This is a genomic window from Duganella flavida, assembly GCF_009857445.1.
GTDB classification, from domain to species: Bacteria; Pseudomonadota; Gammaproteobacteria; order Burkholderiales; family Burkholderiaceae_D; genus Rugamonas; species Rugamonas flavida.
Genome location: NZ_WWCN01000007.1, coordinates 1 through 21,864 on the forward strand (window position 1 = coordinate 1; position 21,864 = coordinate 21,864).

Sequence of the window (21,864 nt, forward strand, 5' to 3'; positions counted from 1 at the left end):
AGTACATCCGCTATTACAATTACGACCGTATTAAGATGAAACTAAAAGGGCTGAGTCCTGTGCAATACAGAACTCAGCCCTTGCATGCCTAGCAAACTAAACCGTCCAACTATTTGGGGTCAGTTCACTAGGCAGCGGTTTTTACTTTTACCAACCCTTGAAGGCGTAGCCGATGCTGACGTTCACTGCCAGCGGATCCAGGCGTACTTCCTGGGTCTGGCCGGTCGAGTAGTGAGCCGTGGTTTTCAGCTTGGTCTTGATGACCGACGCATCCACGAACCATTTGTCGTTGATCTTCACCGTGCCGCCGATCTGGAAGCTGGCGGTCAGCTTGTCATCCAGCTTGAACGTTGCTGGCTGGCCGCCGGTGTTCAGCACTGCCGTCAGCTGGGCCGAACCACGTTCCTTCTGGAACATGGCGTAGGTCAGGCCCAGGCCGACGTATGGACGCACCATCGAGTCAGCCTTCAGGAAGCGGTACTGGATGAAAGCGGTCGGCGGCAGCACTTCTGCCGTCGCCAGCTTGCCGGTGCCGTTGATGGCGCCGGCGCCGGTCAGCTCGTGCTTGTACGGCAGGCCCAAATCCAGCTCGGCCGAAATGTTATCGGTCACCATGTAGCCAATCGTGAAGCGTGGCTTGGTGTCCGAACCGACGTCGGTCTTGGTGTGCGGCAGCGCTGGCGCCGACACGTCGCCCGAATCCACTTTTGGGGTGATCTTGTTGACGCCCAGCGTACCCAGCCAGGTGCCAGCCTCTTGTTGTGCCGAGGCTGCCGAAGCTACCGTCATTGCGGCGACCAGCGCCAGCAGTTTTACCGTGTTCTTCATATTGTCTCCGAATTGTGATGTGTGATTACAGCCAACCTTTGGTCACCAGCGCCATCGACACATAGCGTGCCAGCAGCAGGTTGTTGTATGGGGTTGGGTGCACATCGTCCGCGAAGGACCAGTGGCTGACATCGCCCGACTTCAGATTGCTGGCATTGCACACCAGCGAGCTACCCAGTGGGTTCTTGGCGGTGGTCAGGTCGCAAGCGGTTTCAGACACGTTGGTCAGGCCGTATGGCGCTGGGTTGGTGGCCTGGTCGTGGCTCACTGCAAACACGTCCACCAGCACCACTTTCGACTCGCCGGACAGACCGGTGCTCAGGGCGGTGTTGAAGGCGGTAACCATGGCGTTGATCAGGGCCTGGGTCGATGCATCCTTGGAACGGCCCGCTGGGGTGGTAGCCACATCCGGCAGGTTGTTCACCACCACGTAGTTGGCGCCGTTGGCGATCAGCTGGCTTTTCACCAGTGCCACCAGTTCAGTGCCGGCCTGGCCCATCGCGGTCACCAGATCGGTGCCGTGAGCAGCGGCATAGTCAGCACCGGCTTTGGCGCCGGCGGTGGTGGCAGTGGTCTTGGCGGTAGCGACGATAGGACCGTAGACAGTTGGATCAGCAACGCTCGAAGCGCCCGGCTGGATGGCGGTAGCGCCGATGGCCACCAGGGTAATGCTTTCCTGGGTGCTGCCAGTGCGTGCGGCTTCAACGCCAACGGCAGCGGTAATGGCGGCGGCAGCGGTGGCTGGGTTGGTGGCCTTGGCGGCCAACTGGCTGACCAGGCTTTGGACGTAGGCTTGACCGCCAGCGGTGGTGCCGGCTGCGGTGGCTGCCGCGCTCAATGCGCCCAGCTGGAACAGGGCGTCGTTACCGCCGGCCATCACCAGCACCAGCTCGTCGCCCTTGAATTTGCCGCCAACGGCTTTCAGGTGGTTGGCGATCTGGGTCGCGACCGGGTAGGTCAGCGCGCCCAGCGCGCTACCGGTCAGTTTGTTGCTCGGGCCGACCGGATTGGTCACGCGCGAACCGCCCATGGCGTAGCCGTAGCAGCCGGCGTGCGCCGTTGCTGGTACGGAGAAGCCTTTGGTGGCGTCGCCATCAAGGCCGGTCACGGCGGCGCATGGTGCGGCCGCACCGATCTGGGCGGCCAGCAGCTCAGTCCAGTTCTTGCCAGTGAAGGTGGAATTGACGGCGGTATTGTCGCCGTTGATGGTGAATTTACCGCCTTTCAGTGCGGCAACGGTGCCGACGGCGTAGGAACCGACGTCGGACAGGCTATCGCCAAACGACACCTGCGCGCTGTATTTGACTTTAACGGATTGATTGCCGGGTGCTGGGTCGGTACCACCACAACCCGCAAGGACGGCCAGGGCCATTGCAGCGAGTGCAAGTTTCGTGTGACGCATGTTGTCTCCTCAAGATATTTTTGGCTAGTGTTACGAACGGCCGTGCTATTCGCAACCCAACTAATATGCCAGTCTTGACAACACTTGTATAGAGGAACGCCACTAAAAACCGGGGTTTGTGAGCAAAAAAGAACGCTTGCTCGGCGGATATTAATCTATATCAAACATCCACTCACCGCGATGCTGCAGAATCAAAGAAGGTACGCGTCTCGCGCAGGCAGAACGGCGCCACCAAACCGGCGTGGTAGGAGTCTTTCACGGACTGGTCAGCTTCGGCCGCAGTGTTGCCCCGCTCCAGCGCAATGCGCCGCACCAGTGCCTTGGCAGTGGCAAATTCCGCCCGCGTGGTGCGGAAGGGACCGAGCAGCGAAGTGTCATCCACATTCAGCACCGTCAACTGCAAGCTGCTACTGCCCTGGGCGCGGAAATAATCGGCAGTGGCGGTCGTGTTGTTATATGGCACCAGCGGATCGGCGTCGCCGCCGCACAGGAATAGCGGCGCGGTCGGCGTGTAGGTACGCAAATCGTTTTTCACCAGCCACTTGCGCAGCGCTTGCCCCGGCGTGCAGCTGAGTGGCTTGGCGCTGCTGGCATTGCACGGATTGGCCTTGAGGTCAGCCAGGTAGGTGTCGCGGTAGCTGGTCTTGATCAGATGGTCGGGACCGAAGAAGCTGCCGTAGCCGGCCGCCTGCGGCAGCGAATCGGCAGCAAACAGCACATCATCCGGTAGCTTGCCTGCCGTCACCAGCTCACCCAGGCTTTGCGTGCCCGGCAACAGGTTCTCGATGCCGCCGGCGTACTTGCTTTCGTAGACGTCGGCAGTGCTGGTGTACAGCGCCGCGCTGGCGCGCTGGCCGGCGTTGATCAGCATGGGAATAAAGCCGGCCGAGCCGGTGGTCGGCGCGCCGCCGAAGATGCCGTCGCCGAACTGGCTCAGCGCATATGGCCCGGACAGCGGCGCCGCCGCCGTCACCGTGAATTCCGACGCGTACTTGGTTTGCATGGCGCGCTGCGTGGCCAACGCCACGAAGCCGCCCTGCGAGTAGCCGGTCACCATCAGCCGCGATGAGGCGCTGGCGCCGATGCCGCTGAAAGCGCTGCGGGCGGCGCGCAAGGCGTCGACCATGTCGGCCGATTGCTGCTCGGCGTCCAGGTAAGGGTGGTAGCCGGCGGTGGAGCCGGCGTAACCCACGTAGTTCGGCGCCACCACGATGTAGCCTTGCGCGGCAAACATGCCGGCGATCAGGCGCGTTTCGCTGGCGGACAGGTTGGCCATGTCGGTACTCTTCTGTACCGAGGTACCGTGCGCATACAGCATGACCGGACGGCTGCCCTGGCAAACGGCATTGCCGCCCGACGGAACGTAGATGGCGGCGCCGGCTGGCGTGTCGGCAGCCAGCGAATCGATGGTGTGGTATTTGATCGAATAGACCGTGATGGAGCAATTCGGGTTGCCGGTGACGGCGGTGCCGTAGTCGGTCTGCATGTCGAGCAGGGTCTTGAAGGCGGCCGAATCCAGGGTGTTGACCGTGACGCCGCTGCTGACCGTGATCGGTGCCACGGTGGCGCTGCCGATCAGCTGGCCACGCAGCGACACCGGCGTTGGCGGCGTGACCACCACGGCGTCGGTCTGGTTGCCGGAACTGCCGCCTCCACCACCACAGGAAGCCAACGTGAAAACCAGTGGAATCAGGGCCAAACGAGCGTCGCGCATAATGCATCCTTGCAAGATGGCCGGGCGAGATTTTCGGCCGGCAACGAAGTCATCTTATCAGGAAAGCAATGAGAGAACGACCGCTCGCGCTGCAACAATAAAAACTTATTTTTGCAGCAGCTGCTCGACGATGCCGGCCGAGCCGAACACCGAGCGGCGCAGGCGGTCATTGACGCCCAGCCAGGCGCTGTCTTGCGGCGGCGTTTCGACCAGAATCAGGTCAGAGCCGGTCTGGTCCATGTCGCGCAGGGCGGCGTACAGGCCGTAAGCGTAGCCGGCCGGGTCGGCTGGCAGTTGGCGCTGGGCCTTGGCCGGCGCGTCCAGCGCATGGCTGATCAGCGCCACTTTGACGCCCTTGGCTTGCAGCTTGGCCAGTGCGTCCAGCAGAGCCTCAGCGGCCAGCATGGTGACTGGGGTGCGCGGCGCGTAGTGCGATTCCAGTGTGCCGGAGGCGCGCGGTGCGGCTTGGTCCGGTGCGGCCGGCAACATGCCGATCACGTCGGCAATCTGCTGCGCGCTGATGTGTCCGGGACGCAGCAGCACCGGGCCGTGGGTGGTCAGGCGCGACATGTCGACAATCGTGGATTCGATGCCAACCTGGCTGGCGCCGCCTTCCAGCACCACGCTGAGCGCGGAAGCCGAGCAGGCGGCGTCGCCGTTGAGGGCGCCGTCGTCATGGGCGTCGAGGCCGAACTCGTCGCGCACGTGCTGCGCGGTGGTCGGGCTGACGTTGCCGAATTTGTTGGCCGACGGTGCGGCCACGCCGCCCTTGCCACCCTTGAAGGCGCTCAGCAAGGCGATCGCCACCGGATGCGACGGGCAGCGGATGCCAACCGAATCCTGCCCCGCCGAGACGGCATCAGGAATTTGCGGATGGCGTTTCAGGATCAGCGTGAGCGGACCGGGCCAGAAGGCTTGCACCAGCTTGCGTGCTGCTTCCGGCACATCGGTGACCCAGTAGTCGAGATCGGCGCCGGGCGCGACGTGCACGATCACTGGATGGTCATGCGGACGGCCCTTGGCTTCATAGATGCGCGCCACGGCAGCCGGGTTTTCCGCATCCGCACCGAGGCCGTAGACGGTCTCGGTCGGGAAAGCGACCAGACCGCCCTCTTCCAGCACGGCTGCCGCTTCAGCGATGGCCGCTTGATCGGCTACGGTGGCGGATGGCTGCTTCACGGTGCAATACCCAAAATCACGCAAGCGGCGTTGAGCTGCTGCTGCGCTTGTGCCAGCGTCGGCGCGATGAAGGTCAGGTGACCCATCTTGCGGGCGCGGCGTGGATCATCCTTGCCGTACAGATGCAGGTTGGCGCCTGGCAGCGCCAGCACTTGATCCCATGCCGGTTCACGCGCAGTCTCGCCTTCAACCGCACTATCGCCTTCGAACCAGACGTCGCCCAGAATATTGAGCATGACGGCCGGCGAATGCTGGCGCACATCGCCCAGCGGCAGGCGCGCCATGGCACGCACTTGCTGCGCGAACTGGCTGGTGACGCAAGCGTCCATGGTGTAGTGACCGCTGTTGTGCGGACGCGGCGCCATTTCGTTGACCACCAGCGAACCGTCGGTCAGCACGAAGAACTCGATGCACAGCACGCCCACGTAGCCCAGCTCGGCCACGATGGCTTGCGCCGCCTGCTGCGCTTTCAGGGCACTCTCGTCGGACACGTTCGGGCCCGGCACGGTGGTGGTGAACAGGATGCCGTCACGGTGGACGTTTTCAGCGATCGGGTAGACCACCGATTCGCCGTCATGGCCGCGCGCGGTCAGGACGGACACCTCGTAGGCCAGCGGCAGCATTTTCTCCAGCAGGCAGGTGACTTTGCCCATGGATTCAAACGCGGCCTGCACGTCGGCGCGCGATGTCACGCGTACCTGGCCCTTGCCGTCGTAGCCCATGCGTACGGTTTTCAGGATGCCCGGCAGCAGCTTGTCATCGATGGCGTCGATGTCTTCCTGCGAGGCGATCACCTTGTGCGGCGCCGGCATGACGCCAGATTTGTCCGCGCAGCCAACGAAGAAGCTCTTCTCGGCAATGCGGTCCTGCGCTACCGACACACCATGCGCGTTCGGCGCCACGAACACCGATTGCGCCAGGCGCGACAGGCTGTCCGCAGGGACGTTTTCAAATTCGGTGGTCACGGCGGCGCATTGGGCGGCCAGTGCGTCGAGGCCGGCGGCGTCGCTGTAGCCAGCGTTGACCAAGCGCTGCGCAACCTGGCCGGCAGGACAGGCGTCCGCCGGCTCCAGCACAGCAACCTGATAGCCCATGGCTTGTGCGGCTTGGGCAAACATGCGGCCCAGCTGGCCGCCACCCATCACGCCCAGCCAGGCTGGGGGATTGGCGGCAGGCAGGATGGACGTGTACTTCGGATCAGTCATCTTATTCCAGCGGCAGTTTCATGGCCTTGGCGGCCTCGGTTTGCGATACGCGGAAGGCTTCCAGCTTGTCGGCCAGGGCGTCATCAGTCGATGCAATCATGGCGACGGCGGTCAGCGCTGCATTGGCGGCGCCCGCCTCGCCGATGGCGAAGGTCGACACCGGCACGCCTTTTGGCATTTGCAGGATGGACAGCATGGAGTCTTCGCCGCGCAGGTATTTGGACGGCACAGGCACGCCCAGCACCGGCACGATGGTCATGGCAGCCACCATGCCCGGCAAGTGCGCCGCACCGCCGGCACCGGCGATGATGGCGCGCAGGCCGCGCGCACGGGCGCTCTTGGCGTAAGCGTACATCTCGTCCGGCATGCGGTGGGCCGAAATCACTTGCGCTTCAAACGGCACGCCGAACTGCTTGAGGATGTTGACCGCGTTTTGCATCACGTCCCAGTCCGAGGACGAGCCCATGATGACACCCACCAGAGGTTTGTTCTGATCAGTCATCGCTTAAACCTTCAGCTTTTCGCCGGTCAGGCGTTCGATGGCTTCGAAGTACTTGGCTTGGGTTTTCTCGATGACTTCCGCCGGCAGCGCAGGCGCTGGTGCGGTTTTGCCCCAAGTCAGGGTTTCCAGGTAGTCGCGCACGAATTGCTTGTCGAACGATGGCGGGGAGATGCCGGTAGCGTACGAGTCAGCAGGCCAGAAGCGCGAGGAGTCGGCGGTCAGCACTTCATCCATCAGGTGCATGACGCCGTTTTCGTCCAGGCCGAATTCGAACTTGGTGTCAGCGATAATGATGCCGCGGGTGGCAGCGTATTCCGAGGCTTCGGTGTACAGCTGGATGGCGACGTCGCGCATTTTGGCAGCCAGTTCGGCGCCGATGCGGGTTTCCATTTCAGCGAAGCTGATGTTCTCGTCGTGCTCGCCCAGGTCGGCCTTGGCGGCTGGCGTGAAGATAGGCTGTGGCAGCTTTTCAGCTTGTTGCAGGCCTTCCGGCAGCTTGATGCCGCAGATCGAGCCGGTGTCCTGGTAGTCTTTCCAGCCCGAACCGATGATGTAGCCACGTACCACGGCTTCCACCATGATCGGCTTCAGGCGCTTGGCCACCACGGCGCGGCCTTTGACCTGCTCCACTTCGTCAGCGGCAACCACGGACTCTGGCGCGACGCCGGTCAGGTGGTTAGGGACGATGTGGCCCAGTTTCGAGAACCAGAAATCGGTCATCTGGTTCAGTACCTTGCCCTTGCCGGGAATCGGTTCATTCATGACAACATCGAAAGCCGACAGGCGGTCGGAGGTGACGATGAGGATTTTGTCATCGCCGACAGCGTAGTTGTCGCGGACTTTGCCGTGGCCGAGGAGTGGCAGGGACTTGATGGAAGACTGGTAGAGGCTGTTCATAGCAGGGAATGTAATGAAAAAGCAAAAAACCGGCGGTGAGGAGTTCCCTCGTTCGCCGGTTGAAGAGTCGAGGTTAATCCAAAAGGACTAACCCGTTATTTTACTTCACAATCTGGGCCAACTCGCCGGCGGCGTAACGCGCAGCCATTTTTTCCAGCGGGATGACCTTGATTTTCGACGCCTGGCCTTCGCAGCCGAATGCCTGGAAGCGGGCGCGCACGATCTGCTCGGCGGCAGCGCGGGCTGGCTTCAGGAAGTCGCGTGGGTCGAATTTCGATGGGTTTTCGAACAGGAATTGTCGGGTCGCAGCAGTCATCGCCAGACGGATGTCGGTGTCGATGTTGATCTTGCGCACGCCATGACGGATGCCTTCTTGAATTTCTTCAACTGGCACACCATAGGTTTCCTTCATGTCGCCGCCGAATTCGCGGATGATGGCCAGCAGTTCTTGCGGCACCGACGACGAACCGTGCATCACCAGGTGGGTGTTAGGGATGCGGGCGTGGATTTCCTTGATGCGGTCGATGGCCAGGATGTCGCCGGTTGGCTTGCGGGTGAACTTGTAAGCGCCGTGCGAGGTGCCGATGGCGATCGCCAGCGCGTCGCACTGGGTGCGTTGCACGAAGTCAGCGGCTTGCGCGACGTCGGTCAGCAGCTGTTCGCGGGTCATCAGGCCGTCGGCGCCGTGGCCGTCTTCCTTATCGCCCTTCATGGTTTCCAGCGAACCGAGCACTCCCAGTTCGGCTTCCACCGTCACGCCGATGGCGTGCGAGAACTTCACCACTTCTTTCGACACGTCGACGTTGTACTCGTACGAAGCGACCGATTTGCCGTCGGCTTCCAGCGAGCCGTCCATCATCACCGAGGTGAAGCCGGAGCGGATAGCCGCCTGGCAGACTGCCGGCGACTGGCCGTGATCCTGGTGCATGACGACCGGGATGTGCGGATACGCTTCGATAGCGGCGTCGATCAGGTGGCGCAGGAAGGCTTCACCGGCGTACTTACGCGCGCCAGCCGAAGCTTGCATGATCACCGGTGCGTTCAGCGCATCGGCAGCGGCCATGATGGCCTGCACTTGTTCCAGATTGTTGACGTTGAACGCAGGGATGCCATAGCCGTTTTCAGCAGCATGGTCCAGCAGTTGGCGCATGGATACGAGGGACATGGTAATACTCCAAACAATAAAAAAACCTGTCACGCCGTCGCCCCGGCGCAAGCCGGGGCCCATACTTCAGCTGCCATTCCGGCGCAGCATAGGTTCCCGCTTTCGCGGGAACGACGACGGCTTAACTAAATTCGCCGACCTTGACGATACGCAGTGCGTTGGTGCCGCCCACCTGGCCCATCGGCGAGCCCCAGGTGACCACGATGGTGTCGCCCTTCTTGACGATACCCTTGGCTTCCAACAGTTGCTCGGCCTGCTTCAGCACGGCAGCGCTGCTACCCTCCTGCGCCAGATTGTAGCCCTGGACGTTGCGGTACAGCGCTACCTTGCGCAGCGTCGTGGTCGACGGCGTCAGCGCGAAAATCGGCGTGTCGATGTTGTGGCGGCTCATCCAGAGTGCGGTCGAACCGGACTCGGTCAACGCCACAATCGCCTTCACATCCAAGTGGTGCGCGGTGAACAGCGCCGCGTAGGCGATCGACTGGTCGATACGGCTGAAGGTCACATTCACGAAGTCGGCGTCGAGCTTGTTGTACTCGGACTGCTCGGCTTCCACGCAAATGGCGGCCATCATTTCTACAGTTTCAATCGGGTAGCGGCCCGACGCGGTTTCGGCCGACGTCATCACGGCGTCGGTGCCGTCCAGCACGGCGTTGGCCACGTCCGATACTTCGGCGCGGGTCGGCACGGCGTTGAAGATCATCGACTCCATCATCTGGGTCGCGGTGATCGCCAGCTTGTTCGACTCGCGCGCCATGCGGATCATGCGTTTTTGCAGCGCCGGCACGGCGGCATTGCCCACTTCCACTGCCAGGTCGCCACGGGCCACCATGATGCCGTCGGATGCGTCGAGGATCTCCTGCAGCAGCGGGATCGCTTCGGCACGCTCGATCTTGGCGATCATCAGCGGCTTGTGGCCGAATGGCTCGCCGGCGATGTTGGCCAGCTGGCGCGCCATTTCCATATCGGTTGCGCTTTTCGGGAACGAGATTGCCAGGTAATCGCACTGGAAACTCATTGCCGTCTTGATGTCTTCCATGTCCTTGGCGGTCAGCGCCGGTGCGGTCAGGCCGCCCCCCAGGCGATTGATGCCCTTGTTGTTGGACAGTTCGCCACCGATTTTCACGGTGGTGTAAATCTCGCTACCAATCACTTTGTCGACCACCAGCACGATCAGGCCATCATTCAGCAGCAGCTGGTCGTCCGGGCGCACGTCTTGCGGCAGCGCCTTGTAGTCGAGGCCGACGCGTTCCTGGTTGCCCAGTTCGCCGTTCTCGCCCCACTTCGAATCGAGGATGAAATTGTCACCCTTGGTCAGCTCGATCTTACCATTCTCGAATTTGCCGACGCGGATTTTCGGGCCCTGCATGTCCGCCATGATCGCCACTTCGCGGCCGCATTCGGCGGCGGCTTCGCGTACCAGCTTGGCGCGGTCGATGTGATCCTGTGCCTTGCCATGCGAAAAGTTCAGGCGCACGACGTTCACACCGGCACGGATCATTTTGACCAGTACGTTGAAGTCGGTAGAAGCTGGGCCGATCGTGGCGACAATTTTGGTGCTACGAGACATAGTATTCCTTAGCGGTAGGTCATGCGAACAGTTTCCACAGAGTGGAAACCCGGGAGATGCATTCGTTGTGATTTAGTCATCAAATCTGTAGATTTGCTACAGATTTGATGCTCTTCACAGGCATAACACGGATTCTACTGTTAATTTGCTACAAAGCACGACCGTACTATTTACCAGGCTTTACTTCGCTGCGGCGCGTTGGGTCAGGATCTCGACCGCTGGCAGGATTTTGCCTTCCAGGAACTCCAGGAAAGCGCCGCCGCCGGTGGAGATGTAGCCCACTTGCTCGCCGATGTTGTACTTGGCAATGGCAGCCAGGGTGTCGCCACCACCGGCGATCGAAAACGCCTTCGACTGGGCGATGGCCAGCGCCAGCGTCTTGGTGCCTTCAGCGAACTGGTCGAATTCGAACACGCCTACCGGACCATTCCACACGATGGTGCCGGCAGCAGCGATTTGCTGCGCCAGCAGGGCTGCGGTTTTAGGACCAATATCGAGAATCATGTCGTCATCTGCGACATCTTTGACTTCTTTTACGGTGGCAGCGGCGGTCGGCGAGAATTCCTTGGCGCAGACCACGTCCACTGGAATCGGCACTTGCGCGCCGCGTGCGGCCATGATGTCGATGATGGCTTTGGCTTCGTCAACCAGATCGTTTTCCACCAGCGACTTGCCAATGTTCAGGCCGACGGCCTTCATGAAGGTGTTGGCAATGCCGCCACCAACGATCAGGTTATCGACCTTGTCAGCCAGTGCTTTCAAGATCGACAGTTTGGAGGAAACTTTCGAGCCGGCCACGATGGCCAGCAGCGGACGGGCTGGTGCGCCCAGCGCCTTGCCCAGTGCGTCCAGTTCGGCCGCCAGCAGCGGACCAGCGGCTGCGATGGGCGCGAACTTGGCGATGCCGTGGGTCGAGGCTTCTGCGCGGTGGGCGGTGCCGAAAGCATCATTGACGTAAATGTCGCACAAAGCGGCCATTTTCTGCGCCAGTTCGTCGCTGTTCTTCTTCTCGCCCTTGTTCACACGGACGTTTTCCAGCAGCACAACCTGACCAGCTTGCAGGCCTTCCAGGCCAGCGCCGTCTACCCAGTTCTGCTTCAGTTCAACCGGCTGGCCCAGCAGCTCGGACAGGCGCTGGGCGACCGGCGCCAGGCTGTCTTCCGGCTTGAACTCGCCTTCGGTTGGACGGCCCAGGTGGGACGTGACCATGACCTTGGCGCCGGCGGCAACTGCTGCCTTAATGGCGGGAACCGAAGCGCGAACGCGCGTATCTTCGGTGATATTGCCGGCATCGTCCTGCGGCACGTTCAGGTCGGCGCGGATGAAAACGCGCTTGCCTTGCAGTGCGTTTTGATCGATAAGGTCTTGCAGACGGATGAAGTTCAGAACAGCGGACATGGCTACCCAAGGTCGAGTTGTAGGAAGAGCGCTATTTTACCGCAAGCCCGGGGTGATTTTTCTGTTATTAAGTTACATGCATCAGTCGTAATGCAGTGAAGAAAGCCATGCCGAAGACGATGGTCTCCAACATATTGCGTCGCAGCAAATAATAGATCGTCGCCACAATGCCGGATACCAGTTTCAGGTTGCTGACATCCAGCACTGGCTGGCCGTTCGCGGCGAGAATCAGGTCCGGCGCCACAATGGCGGCCAGCGCGCAGGCTGGCGCAAAGCGCAGCATTTCCTGCACCCGTTTCGGAATATTGATGTGCTGGCCCACCAGCCAGAACGAACTGCGCGTGCAGGCAGTGGCCAGCGCCAGCACCAGGATCACTAGCCAGATTTCCCAATCAGCCACGCTTGTTTCTCCATTTTTCAGCGGTTTCTTCAATGACCATCGCGCTTAGCATGCCGACCAGCACTGCCAGCAGCAAGCCCAGTTTGTACGGCAAACCAGCCGCCAGCACCGACACGGCACCAGCCACCAGCACGCCGCATAGCGCCGGACGGCCGACCATCAGCGGGATCATCACGCAAATGATGGCCAAGGTGCCGGCAAAACTCAGGCCCCACTCCGGCGGCACTGTGCTGCCGAGGAAGATACCGGCAATCGAGCCGATCTGCCACGAGGCCCAGTTGGGGTACAGCAAACCTTTGAGATACGATAATTTGCCGACTTGCGGCGCTTCGGATGGGTACTTTTGCAGGAACAAGGCCACCGTCATGTCACCAGCCACGTAGCCCAGCGTCAGGCGCTGGCGCCACGGCAAATGGGAAAAATGTGGGGCCAGCAAGGCGGAAAAGATCACAAAACGCAGATTCACCACCAGTGCGGTGGCAAATATCACCCAAATTGGGGCATCTGCGGCGATCAGCGGCAAAGCGGCCAGTTGGGCGGAGCCGGCAAACACGACCAAGGTCATGCCCAGCGCCTGCGGAATGGTGAGCCCGGACTTGACCATCGCAATGCCGACCACCAAACCCCATGCGCCAATGCCAAACAGCGACGGCAGGCCGGTTTTGACGCCTTCGCGCCAGGAGGGTTCGTGGTGGGCCGCGACACAGGGAACGCTGGCGGTGCTGCTCGATTCAGTCATGGATAGCGTGTGGCATTCCTGCCACAGGAGGGGCGGCGCCGGGGTTGTGGAGGCGCTATTTTACCGACGATTTTTGCTCGGTGCGCGAATCCGTTAAAATCGTGGTTTTCTCTCAGCCATCCGGAGCCACCAGAATGACCACCCCTAACACCGCCGCCGCTGTTGAACTCGATGGCAAAGACCTGCCGGCCCACTGCCCTAACCCAGCCATGCCGCTGTGGTCGTCGCACCCGCGCGTGTTCCTCGAATTCAACCACGGCGAAGCCAAGTGCCCATATTGCGGCACCGCCTACCGCCTGAAGCCGGGCACCGTGGTCGGCCACCACTAAGCCACCGCCACGTACCGGACGCCACCATGCCAGCCAAGAAAGCGCACTACGGCAGCGCCGCTGAAACTGAAGCGGCTTTCTACGATGCGCTCAACCGGGCTGACCTGGAGGCGCTGATGGCCCTGTGGGCCGATGACGACGAGATCGTCTGCGTACATCCGGGCGGGCCGCGCCTGATCGGGCACGCGGCGATCCGCTCCTCGTGGTCCGCCATCCTTGAGCATGGCGGCCTGCACATCCTGCCGTCGCAACTGCACGAAACCCATACCTTGATGAGCTCGGTCCATACCGTGATCGAGGGCAGCACCGCTGCCACCGGCGAGCCGGCGCATCTGGTTGCCACCAATGTGTATGCGAAAACGCCACGCGGCTGGCGCATCGTGCTGCATCATGTCTCGATCGCCCCCGGTCCTGCGCCGGTTGATACGAGCACGCCTATCCTGCACTGATATCTGTATTCATAAACTGCCGTGAAGTACACCGCACCGTTCTGGCTGCCTAGCGGCCATTTGCAAACCATTTATCCGGCGATTGCGATCACCAAGCCGGCGGTCACCTTTCGCCGCGAGCGCTGGGATACACCGGACGGCGACTTCATCGATGTCGACTTTGTCGACGGCCAACCGGGCAAACCATTCGTGGTGCTGTTCCACGGCCTGGAAGGCTCGTCCGACAGCCACTACGCGCGCGCCCTGATGGCCGACGTGCAGGCACGCGGCTGGTCCGGCGCCGTGCCGCACTTCCGCGGCTGCTCTGACGAGCCGAACCGCGCGCCGCGCTTCTACCATTCCGGCGACGCGGCCGAAATCGACTGGATCATTCGCCGCCTGCACGCCCAGCGTGAACAGACGGCACACGACAACGGCAAGTTCTACGCCACCGGCGTCTCGTTGGGCGGCAACGCCTTGCTGCGCTGGCTGGGCGAATCGCAGCACCGCGCCGATTTTGTCAATGCGGCCTGCGCCGTCTCCGCGCCGCTGGACTTGGCGCAAGGCGGCGTGTCGCTGTCGAGCGGTTTCAACATGATTTACACGCGCATGTTCCTGCAAACGCTGAAGCCAAAGTGCGTAGCCAAACTACAGCAGTTCCCCGGCCTGTTCGATCTGGACGCCCTGCACGCGGCGCGCGACCTGTATGCCTTCGACAACGTAGTCACCGCGCCGCTGCACGGCTACCGCGATACCGACGACTACTGGCACCGCGCCAGCGCCAAGCACGTGTTGACCGACATTACGGTGCCGACGCTGGTATTGAACGCAAAAAACGATCCCTTCCTGCCGGGCCGCCACCTGCCGCAACGTGCGTCGTCGCGCGTGGTGTTGGATTATCCTGAGCATGGCGGCCATGTTGGCTTTGCTGTCGGCGGGCCGCCGGGCCGCCTCAACTGGCTGCCCAAAAAGCTGCTTACTTTTCTCGAACAACATGGATGACATCGTCAAACAAGCATTGGCCAAGTGGCCTAATGTGCCGCACTGCTACGGCTGGCTGGCGCTCGACGCGCGCGGCAACTGGCGCATGCGCGACGAACGCGCCCAGCACTTCAACCTGCCCGGCGACAAGCTGAACAACGCGGCGCTGGTCAGCTTCATTACGCGCAATTACGCGGTGAATGAGCGCGGCTGCTGGTATTTTCAGAACGGTCCGCAGCGGGTGTTTGTGCAGCTGGAAGCCACGCCCTACATCGTGCGCACGGATCCAGCAGCTGGCTGGCTGCTGCACACCGGCGCGCCGCTGGGGACGCCAGAGGCAGTCATACTGACCGACACTGGCGCGCTGATCCTGCAGCGCGGCGAGGTGGTGGCGCAACTCGACGACCGCGATTTCGCCGACGTGCTGCCACGCCTGCGCCTCAACGGCGCAGCAGTGGAAGATGAAGTTTTGCTGGAGTGGATCGAAGGCCGTGTGCGAGGCGCGCTGACGCTGGACGACGTGGCCGTCGAGCGCATCGGCGCCGACCAGTTGGCGGCGCGTTACGGCTTCGTCAGCGTACCATCGGCGCCGGTCGAGCCCTGACGGAAACGGTCGAGCGGGCTGGCAAACGGATTGTTGCTGCTGTTCTTGGCTTCCGTGCCTGACTTCAGCTCGGCCTTGAAGGCCGGGCGCGATTCCGCCATATCTTTCTTGCCCTTGTCGCCCATCTCTTCACGGCGACGCGCTTGCAATTCGCGTTCGCGCGCATCGATCAGCGACTGGTCGTAGAACGACGCATCCGGCGATTTGCGCGCGTAGTTCAGCTGATCCAGCGCCGACATGGTGCCACCCTGCAGCGCGTACGACTCAGCCAGCGCAAGGTGCTGCAAGGCCAGCTTGCCCTGCTGCGAATACACGCGCGCCAGAATGTCGTAGACCTCGATATCTTCACGGTACAGCTGCGCCTGATCGCGCAAATACACCCCAGCTTCTTCCAGCTGGCCGGCCGCCAGCATCGCCTCGCCATACTGATGCGCGATGCCGCGCGACAGTGGGAATTTCAGGTGCGCCGCTTCCGCCTCTTTCACGGCCTTGGCCAGCACCGTCTTGTTATCTGGCTGCGCCAGCTTGATCTCGATCGAGGTGGCGGCAAAAATCGTTTCCGCCTTGTCGCGACGGACAACGCCCAGCACACCGGCAGGCGGCGGACGGTTGACCGTTTCCAGCGCTTTGTCCAGCCAGCTCTGCGCAGCCACCGTGTCGCCCTGCTTCATGCTCAGGAAGGCCATGCCATACTGGCCGGCCGCCTTCTGCTGCCAGCTCTCCTGCAGAATCTGGGCCTGGAAGAACAACTTGGCTTCGTTATAGCCGTTGGAAGTCTGGTCCTGCAGCACACGGGCGCGCGAACGCACCAGGAAAAAGTCCAGGCTGTCGGAGCGCTGCTTGTACGGCTGCTCGCGGATGCGGGCCTGGATGTCGGCGATACGTTCCGAGGTCAACGGGTGGGTCAGCAGCCATGCGGGCACCAGGTCGCTATAGTTGCGGGTCGACGCCTGCATCTGCTGGAAAAAGGCCACCATGCCCGAGGTATCAAAACCGGCCTCGCCCATGATCTGGAAACCGATGCGGTCGGCTTCGCGCTCAGCGTCGCGGCCAAAGTTCAGCTGACGCTGGATGGCCAGGCCCTGGCCGCCGAGGAATACACCGATCGCCGCGTCACCGCCCTGGCGCGACGCCAGCGCTGCGAGGATCATGGCGGCCAGCGGAATCAGCGCATCCTGCTTCTGCTGGCCGATGGAGCGGGCGATGTGCCGTTGCACCACATGGCCGATCTCGTGGCCCAGTACCGAAGCCAACTCGGATTCAGTCTGCGCCTGCAACAGCAGCGCCGAGTGCACGGCGATGAAGCCGCCCGGCAGCGCAAATGCATTCAGCTGCGGATCGCGCACCACAAAGAAAAAGTAATCATACTTGGCCTCGCCGCGCGCGCCGGGACGGGCGTCCACCAGCGCGTTACCGAAGGTGTTCATGTACTCAAGGATGGGGCCGTCGTCGAGATAATCGCGGTCGCGGCGGATATCACGCATGATCTCCTCGCCCAGCTTGCGCTCCATCAGCGGCGACAAATCCTGGCTTTCGGTGCCGCCGAGGGCTGGCAGGTTGGGAATCTTGGCCGGTGCGAGCACGTTTTGCGCCATCGCCATCGGCATGGCGAGCAGCAGGGCAGCGGCGACCGCGCGCAGGCGGAGTGGGTAGGAGGATTTTGCTTTCACAGTGATATGATATCCGCAACAGGGTTGCTAAAGCTTAGCGCCAGATTATGACTCATTTTACGCCGCCACCATGACCACCGAACACCTGACCCACTTTGACGCCACCGGACAAGCCCATATGGTGGACGTCGGCGCCAAAGCGGAGACCCACCGCATCGCCCTCGCCACCGGCTCGATCCGCATGAAGCCGGAGACGCTGGCCCTGATCCTGAGCGGCAACGCCAAGAAAGGCGACGTGCTGGGCATCGCCCGCATCGCCGCCATCATGGCCTCCAAGCGCACCAGTGATTTGATCCCCCTGTGCCACCCGCTGGCCCTGACCCGCGTGACGGTGGATTTCGACACCGATGTCGAAAATTCCAGCGTCCACTGCAAAGCCCAGGTCGAAACCTACGGCAAAACCGGCGTCGAAATGGAAGCCCTGACCGCCGTGCAGGTCGGCCTGCTGACCGTTTATGACATGGTGAAAGCCGTCGACCGCGGCATGGTCATGTCCAATATCCGCGTGATGGAAAAGCACGGCGGTAAATCGGGCGACTGGAGTGCAACCAGCTAGTTAACTAATTGTATTGTCTGATTGTTACCCAAACTTGGCGGGTATATAATTAATGCCGCAGGGACAATTTTTTCACCGAGAAAGAGCTGAATGAGTAGCAACCCTCCGCCAAGCGAAGCCAAGACTCAGGAATACGAGTTCGAGCAAATGAACCTGCAAGTAGGCGGCAGGATACAGTTCATCACTCACCGCACCATGAAGCCGATCCAGCATTTCTCCACCTTGATCGGCTGGGTCAAGGACGAGTACATGATCGTCAAGGTGCCGTTCGAAAACAACGCTCCGATCGCACTCAATGAAGGCGACAAGCTGACTATCCGCGTGTTTTCCGGCGTCAACGTGTGCTCGTTCTCCTGCGTGGTGCAGCGCGTGTTCGCGCGGCCGCTGTTCTATGTGCACCTGAGTTTCCCGGTATCGATCCAGGGCACCAGCTTGCGCGCGGCAATGCGGGTCAAGGTCGATATCCCGGCGCAGGTGACCAGCGCCTCCGGCGCCGCCACCTCGGTATTCCTGGTCAACCTTAGCGTATCCGGCGCGCTGATCGAGTCGCCCAAGCAGCTGACCGAGGGCGATGCTCAAGTTGGGCTATCGTTCTACCTGATCGCCCAGCCCGGCAACCGCCAGGTGCGCGTCAATCCGAATGCCACCATCCGCAACATCAACGTGGTCAAGCCGGCCGCCGGCGACAAGCCGGAAGTGTTCACCTACGGCGTGCAGTTCATCGACCTCGATCCGGTCCACTACACCATGCTGCAAAACCTGACGTATGAAGCATTGATCGCCGACCGCCAGAAAATCGTCTGATCCAATGAAAAAAGCCCGGCATTTGCCGGGCTTTTGCGATACAGGCTAAACGCTAGCCTTAGATGCTGTTTTTGGTGATGGCAGCTGCAGCAGCGGTGTTGGCGACATCGGTCGTGATGGTCCAGGTAAGCGACGAACCGCCCGCAGCCAGGTTTGGTTTGAAGGTGATGGTTTTGCCATCCACGCCCGAAGCCACGCCGGTGGACTGGAAGGTCAAGATGATCACGCCAGCCGAGGTAGCTGCTTTCGCCACTTCCTTGGTTGCGGTGAAATCGGTGTCTTTCGGTACGCCATTAGTACCCGAGGTGCAGCCGCTGACGTCGCCACCAGCTTCCTGGGCGCACAGCGCTACAGCAGTTTTCAGCGAATCAACAGCCGACATGGCGTTCGCCACTTTGGCCTTGGCGGTGTAGTCGCTGTAAGCAGGAATCGCTACTGCGGCCAGGATACCGATAATCGCCACGACGATCATCAGTTCAATCAGGGTGAAGCCGGCCTGGGCTTGTTTCTTCATCATTTTCATGGATTTCATTTTGCGGCTCCTTGGGGTTTAAACACATTGTTGGGTGGTACACCTTCCATAGTGCAATTGGTGTGCCAGCCTGTTTTCGCCTAAAATTTCAGCAAAATACCCTCAAAAGTGCCATTTTTTGTCAGTCCGGACCGCCGCAATTTGTCATATCCCGCCCGGCTGACAATTATTGTCAGGCGATTCGGAATGCCATTTCTGTCCCGCTGAGGTCGATCACGTCGCCGTGGTTCAAGCGTTCGGCCGTTTGCGCATCCAGCGCCACCCCATTCAGCAGCGGCGCGACCTCGCCCTCGGTGTGGGTAATGGTGTAAAAGTCCGGCTGGCGATGGATCACCACCACCTGTACGCCGGCGCGGCCCAGCGTGGTCTGCGGCTTGGTCAGTGCCACGTGTTTGCCAGCGTTGTTGCCATTCAGGATAGAAATCTCGGCCAGCACTGGCTGCGCTGCCGCCAGCGGGCGGATGCCGTCGGCCACAAAGGTCAGCTCGAACTTGGCCATCTTGATGGCGTCCTGGTGCTGCAGGAAGTGCTTGCCGATGCGGTGGCCATTCACAAAAGTACCGTTGGTGCTGTGCAGGTCTTCCAGGAAGGAATCGTCGAGGATGGTGACAATCGCCGCATGCTCGCCACTCACGGCCGGATGCGTCAGCACGATGTCGTTGCGCGGGTGACGGCCCAGCGTCATGCGCTCTTTGCTCAATTGTATTTGCTGTTCTACTTGTCCGTTGCGCGAGATGATGAGCTTGGCCAAACCGTATTCTCCAAAAAATAAAGGGGAGCACGAGGCTCCCCTTTATTATTCCACAACCGAAATTACAGCATTGCTTTCAGCAGGCGTGCCATTTCCGATGGGTTTTTGGTGGCTTTGATGCCGCACTCTTCCATGATGTCCAGCTTGGCTTGCGCGGTGTCAGCGCCGCCCGAGATCAGCGCGCCGGCGTGGCCCATGCGCTTGCCTGGAGGAGCGGTAACGCCGGCGATGAAGCCAACAACCGGTTTCTTCATGTTGTCTTTAACCCAACGTGCAGCATTGGCTTCGTCTGGACCGCCAATTTCGCCAATCATGATGACCGCGTCGGTCTCAGGATCTTCGTTGAACATGCGCATCACGTCGATGTGCTTCAGACCGTTGATTGGGTCGCCGCCGATACCAACTGCCGACGATTGGCCCAGGCCCAGTGCGGTCAGCTGACCCACTGCTTCATAGGTCAGGGTGCCCGAACGCGACACCACGCCGATGCGGCCCTTACGGTGAATGTGACCTGGCATGATGCCGATCTTGATTTCGTCAGGGGTGATCAGGCCTGGGCAGTTAGGGCCCAGCAGCAGGGTTTTCGAACCAGCTTTAGCCATGCGATCCTTCAGGGCCATCATGTCACGGACAGGAATGCCTTCGGTGATGCAAATTGCCAGTTCCAGTTCAGCTTCAACAGCTTCCCAGATGGCGGCAGCGGCGCCTGCTGGCGGCACGTAGATCACCGACACGGTGGCGCCGGTGTTCGATGCAGCTTCTTTCACCGAACCGAAAATTGGAATGCCTTCGAAGTCTTCGCCGGCTTTCTTCGGGTTCACGCCTGCTACGAAGGCGTTTTTGCCGTTCGCGTATTCGCGGCACATACGGGTGTGGAACTGACCGGTTTTGCCGGTGATACCCTGGGTGATGACTTTGGTGTCTTTGTTGATCAGAATAGACATATCGGTTCCTTAATTATTTACCAGCAGCGGCTGCAACAACGCTCTTAGCTGCATCTTCCATGGTGTCAGCGGCGATGATTGGCAGGCCGGAGTCAGCCAGCATTTTCTTGCCCAGATCTTCGTTGGTGCCCTTCATGCGGACTACCAGCGGTACTTGCAGCGAAACTGCTTTCGATGCGGTGATCACGCCTTCGGCGATCACGTCGCAACGCATGATGCCGCCGAAGATGTTGACCAGGATGGCTTTCAGGCCTGGGTTTTTCAACATGATCTTGAAGGCTTCGGTTACTTTCTCAGCAGTAGCGCCACCGCCTACGTCCAGGAAGTTGGCTGGCTCGCCGCCGAACAGTTTGATGGTGTCCATGGTTGCCATGGCCAGACCAGCGCCGTTCACCAGGCAGCCGATGTTGCCGTCCAGCGAGATGTAAGCCAGGTCGAATTTCGATGCTTCAACTTCAGCTGGATCTTCTTCGTCCAGATCGCGGTAAGCGACGATTTCTGGTTGACGGAACAGTGCGTTGGCGTCGAAGTTGAATTTCGCGTCCAGCGCGATGATCTTGCCCGAACCGGTCACGATCAGTGGGTTGATTTCAGCCAGCGACGAGTCGGTTTCCCAGTAGGCTTTGTACAGGCCTTGCAGGTTGGTGACAGCGTCAGGGATCGAACCTGCTGGTACGCCGATTTTCGCAGCGATGTCAGCGGCTTCAGCATCGGTCAGGCCAACCACTGGATCGATAGCGATCGAGTGGATTTTTTCTGGGTGGGACTCAGCAACTTCTTCGATGTCCATGCCGCCTTCCGACGAGGCCATCAGCACAACGCGCTGGGTCACGCGGTCGGTAACCAGCGATACGTACAGTTCTTGCTTGATGTCCGCGCCTTCTTCGATCAGCAGGCGACGTACTTTTTGGCCTTCTGGACCGGTCTGGTGGGTGATCAGCTGCATGCCCAGGATCTGGTCAGCGTATTCTTTAACTTGTTCCAGCGACTTGGCAACTTTCACGCCGCCGCCTTTACCACGGCCACCGGCGTGGATTTGAGCTTTTACAACCCAGACTGGGCCGCCCAAGGTTTCAGCAGCTTTCACTGCTTCTTCTACGGACAGGCACGGAATGCCGCGCGGTACCGTCACTCCGTATTTTCGGAGGATTTCTTTGCCTTGATACTCATGGATTTTCATGCTGGCTTCCCTTCTGATGCTGATGTGTATAAATCGGTTGAATGATTAAGCAGATAAGTTTGAGCTACGCGCTACCCGGTGCTGCT

Annotated in this window: 24 protein-coding genes; 7 read left to right on the forward strand and 17 right to left on the reverse strand. The window is 60.8% G+C overall.

The window, feature by feature from the left end; all coding sequences use genetic code 11:
- Nucleotides 1–92 (forward strand): IS3 family transposase (locus GTP46_RS12275; protein ID WP_161006927.1); only part of this gene is annotated, 92 nt, incomplete at its 5' end.
- A 55-nt stretch (nt 93–147) separates the two neighbouring features.
- Here GTP46_RS12275 and GTP46_RS12280 read toward each other — a convergent pair.
- The 12 genes from GTP46_RS12280 to GTP46_RS12335 all read right to left on the reverse strand — a co-directional run bounded on the left by GTP46_RS12280 (nt 148) and on the right by GTP46_RS12335 (nt 12,999).
- Entirely contained in the window at nt 148–828 is a 681-nt protein-coding gene (locus GTP46_RS12280; protein WP_161006928.1) for an OmpW/AlkL family protein, read from the reverse strand.
- A 25-nt stretch (nt 829–853) separates the two neighbouring features.
- Complete coding sequence (locus GTP46_RS12285; protein ID WP_161006929.1) at nt 854–2,230, reverse strand: SGNH/GDSL hydrolase family protein; 1,377 nt, start codon at nt 2,228–2,230, stop codon at nt 854–856.
- A 172-nt stretch (nt 2,231–2,402) separates the two neighbouring features.
- A complete protein-coding gene (locus GTP46_RS12290) occupies nt 2,403–3,944 on the reverse strand; it encodes an alpha/beta hydrolase (RefSeq protein WP_202414246.1) in 1,542 nt (513 codons plus the stop codon).
- Between the two features lie 105 nt (nt 3,945–4,049).
- Nucleotides 4,050–5,123, reverse strand: coding sequence for an L-threonylcarbamoyladenylate synthase (locus GTP46_RS12295; RefSeq protein WP_161006930.1), 1,074 nt, complete (start codon nt 5,121–5,123; stop codon nt 4,050–4,052).
- Nucleotides 5,120–6,328, reverse strand: coding sequence for a 5-(carboxyamino)imidazole ribonucleotide synthase (locus tag GTP46_RS12300; protein WP_161006931.1), 1,209 nt, complete (start codon nt 6,326–6,328; stop codon nt 5,120–5,122). Before GTP46_RS12300 ends, GTP46_RS12295 begins: the two co-directional genes overlap by 4 nt.
- 1 nt (nt 6,329) lies before the next feature.
- Nucleotides 6,330–6,830 (reverse strand): 5-(carboxyamino)imidazole ribonucleotide mutase, encoded by a 501-nt coding sequence (gene purE / locus GTP46_RS12305; RefSeq protein WP_161006932.1) that lies wholly within the window; start codon nt 6,828–6,830, stop codon nt 6,330–6,332.
- 3 nt (nt 6,831–6,833) lie between these two features.
- Entirely contained in the window at nt 6,834–7,727 is an 894-nt protein-coding gene (locus GTP46_RS12310) for a phosphoribosylaminoimidazolesuccinocarboxamide synthase (protein ID WP_161006933.1), read from the reverse strand.
- Nucleotides 7,728–7,827: 100 nt separating this feature from the next.
- The gene (gene fba / locus GTP46_RS12315; RefSeq protein ID WP_161006934.1) at nt 7,828–8,892 is read right to left on the reverse strand and encodes a class II fructose-bisphosphate aldolase; all 1,065 of its coding nucleotides are present in this window, start codon (nt 8,890–8,892) and stop codon (nt 7,828–7,830) included.
- A 121-nt stretch (nt 8,893–9,013) separates the two neighbouring features.
- The gene (gene pyk / locus GTP46_RS12320; RefSeq protein ID WP_161006935.1) at nt 9,014–10,462 is read right to left on the reverse strand and encodes a pyruvate kinase; all 1,449 of its coding nucleotides are present in this window, start codon (nt 10,460–10,462) and stop codon (nt 9,014–9,016) included.
- A 180-nt stretch (nt 10,463–10,642) separates the two neighbouring features.
- Complete coding sequence (locus GTP46_RS12325) at nt 10,643–11,860, reverse strand: phosphoglycerate kinase (protein WP_161006936.1); 1,218 nt, start codon at nt 11,858–11,860, stop codon at nt 10,643–10,645.
- Between the two features lie 67 nt (nt 11,861–11,927).
- Nucleotides 11,928–12,260 carry an AzlD domain-containing protein gene (locus GTP46_RS12330; RefSeq protein WP_161006937.1) on the reverse strand — a complete coding sequence of 111 codons (333 nt, stop codon included), beginning with the start codon at nt 12,258–12,260 and terminating at the stop codon, nt 11,928–11,930.
- Complete coding sequence (locus GTP46_RS12335; RefSeq protein ID WP_161006938.1) at nt 12,253–12,999, reverse strand: AzlC family ABC transporter permease; 747 nt, start codon at nt 12,997–12,999, stop codon at nt 12,253–12,255. The genes GTP46_RS12330 and GTP46_RS12335 overlap by 8 nt, the downstream gene beginning before the upstream one ends.
- 134 nt (nt 13,000–13,133) lie before the next feature.
- Here GTP46_RS12335 and GTP46_RS12340 point away from each other — a divergent pair, with 134 nt between their 5' ends.
- Genes GTP46_RS12340 through GTP46_RS12355 form a run of 4 tightly spaced genes read left to right on the forward strand, consistent with a single transcriptional unit; the run spans nt 13,134 to nt 15,341 of the window.
- Nucleotides 13,134–13,328, forward strand: coding sequence for a zinc-finger domain-containing protein (locus GTP46_RS12340; RefSeq protein WP_161006939.1), 195 nt, complete (start codon nt 13,134–13,136; stop codon nt 13,326–13,328).
- A 26-nt stretch (nt 13,329–13,354) separates the two neighbouring features.
- Nucleotides 13,355–13,777 (forward strand): YybH family protein, encoded by a 423-nt coding sequence (locus GTP46_RS12345; RefSeq protein WP_161006940.1) that lies wholly within the window; start codon nt 13,355–13,357, stop codon nt 13,775–13,777.
- A 21-nt stretch (nt 13,778–13,798) separates the two neighbouring features.
- Nucleotides 13,799–14,758 (forward strand): YheT family hydrolase, encoded by a 960-nt coding sequence (locus GTP46_RS12350; RefSeq protein ID WP_161006941.1) that lies wholly within the window; start codon nt 13,799–13,801, stop codon nt 14,756–14,758.
- On the forward strand, nt 14,751–15,341 hold the full coding sequence (locus GTP46_RS12355) for a DUF2946 family protein (protein ID WP_161006942.1): 591 nt from the start codon (nt 14,751–14,753) through the stop codon (nt 15,339–15,341). The genes GTP46_RS12350 and GTP46_RS12355 overlap by 8 nt, the downstream gene beginning before the upstream one ends.
- Here GTP46_RS12355 and GTP46_RS12360 read toward each other — a convergent pair.
- Nucleotides 15,299–16,948, reverse strand: coding sequence for a beta-barrel assembly-enhancing protease (locus GTP46_RS12360; RefSeq protein ID WP_202414260.1), 1,650 nt, complete (start codon nt 16,946–16,948; stop codon nt 15,299–15,301). The genes GTP46_RS12355 and GTP46_RS12360 overlap by 43 nt on opposite strands.
- A 133-nt stretch (nt 16,949–17,081) precedes the next feature.
- On the opposite strand from GTP46_RS12360, the gene moaC reads away from it, so the two are divergent.
- Together moaC and GTP46_RS12370 are read left to right on the forward strand one after the other, a co-directional pair.
- Nucleotides 17,082–17,567, forward strand: coding sequence for a cyclic pyranopterin monophosphate synthase MoaC (gene moaC / locus GTP46_RS12365; RefSeq protein ID WP_161006943.1), 486 nt, complete (start codon nt 17,082–17,084; stop codon nt 17,565–17,567).
- 90 nt (nt 17,568–17,657) lie between these two features.
- On the forward strand, nt 17,658–18,371 hold the full coding sequence (locus tag GTP46_RS12370) for a flagellar brake protein (protein WP_161006944.1): 714 nt from the start codon (nt 17,658–17,660) through the stop codon (nt 18,369–18,371).
- Between the two features lie 58 nt (nt 18,372–18,429).
- Here the strand turns inward: GTP46_RS12370 and GTP46_RS12375 are convergent, their stop codons facing one another.
- The 4 genes from GTP46_RS12375 to sucC form a co-directional block, all read right to left on the reverse strand.
- Nucleotides 18,430–18,903, reverse strand: a complete 474-nt coding sequence (locus GTP46_RS12375) for a pilin (protein WP_161006945.1) — start codon at nt 18,901–18,903, stop codon at nt 18,430–18,432.
- 172 nt (nt 18,904–19,075) lie between these two features.
- The gene (locus GTP46_RS12380) at nt 19,076–19,654 is read right to left on the reverse strand and encodes an FHA domain-containing protein (protein WP_161006946.1); all 579 of its coding nucleotides are present in this window, start codon (nt 19,652–19,654) and stop codon (nt 19,076–19,078) included.
- Nucleotides 19,655–19,716: 62 nt separating this feature from the next.
- Nucleotides 19,717–20,598: a succinate--CoA ligase subunit alpha gene (sucD, locus tag GTP46_RS12385; RefSeq protein WP_154379791.1), complete on the reverse strand. Its 882-nt coding sequence runs from the start codon at nt 20,596–20,598 to the stop codon at nt 19,717–19,719.
- A 13-nt stretch (nt 20,599–20,611) separates the two neighbouring features.
- Nucleotides 20,612–21,778, reverse strand: coding sequence for an ADP-forming succinate--CoA ligase subunit beta (gene sucC, locus GTP46_RS12390; RefSeq protein WP_161006947.1), 1,167 nt, complete (start codon nt 21,776–21,778; stop codon nt 20,612–20,614).
- Between the last annotated feature and the right edge of the window lie 86 nt (nt 21,779–21,864).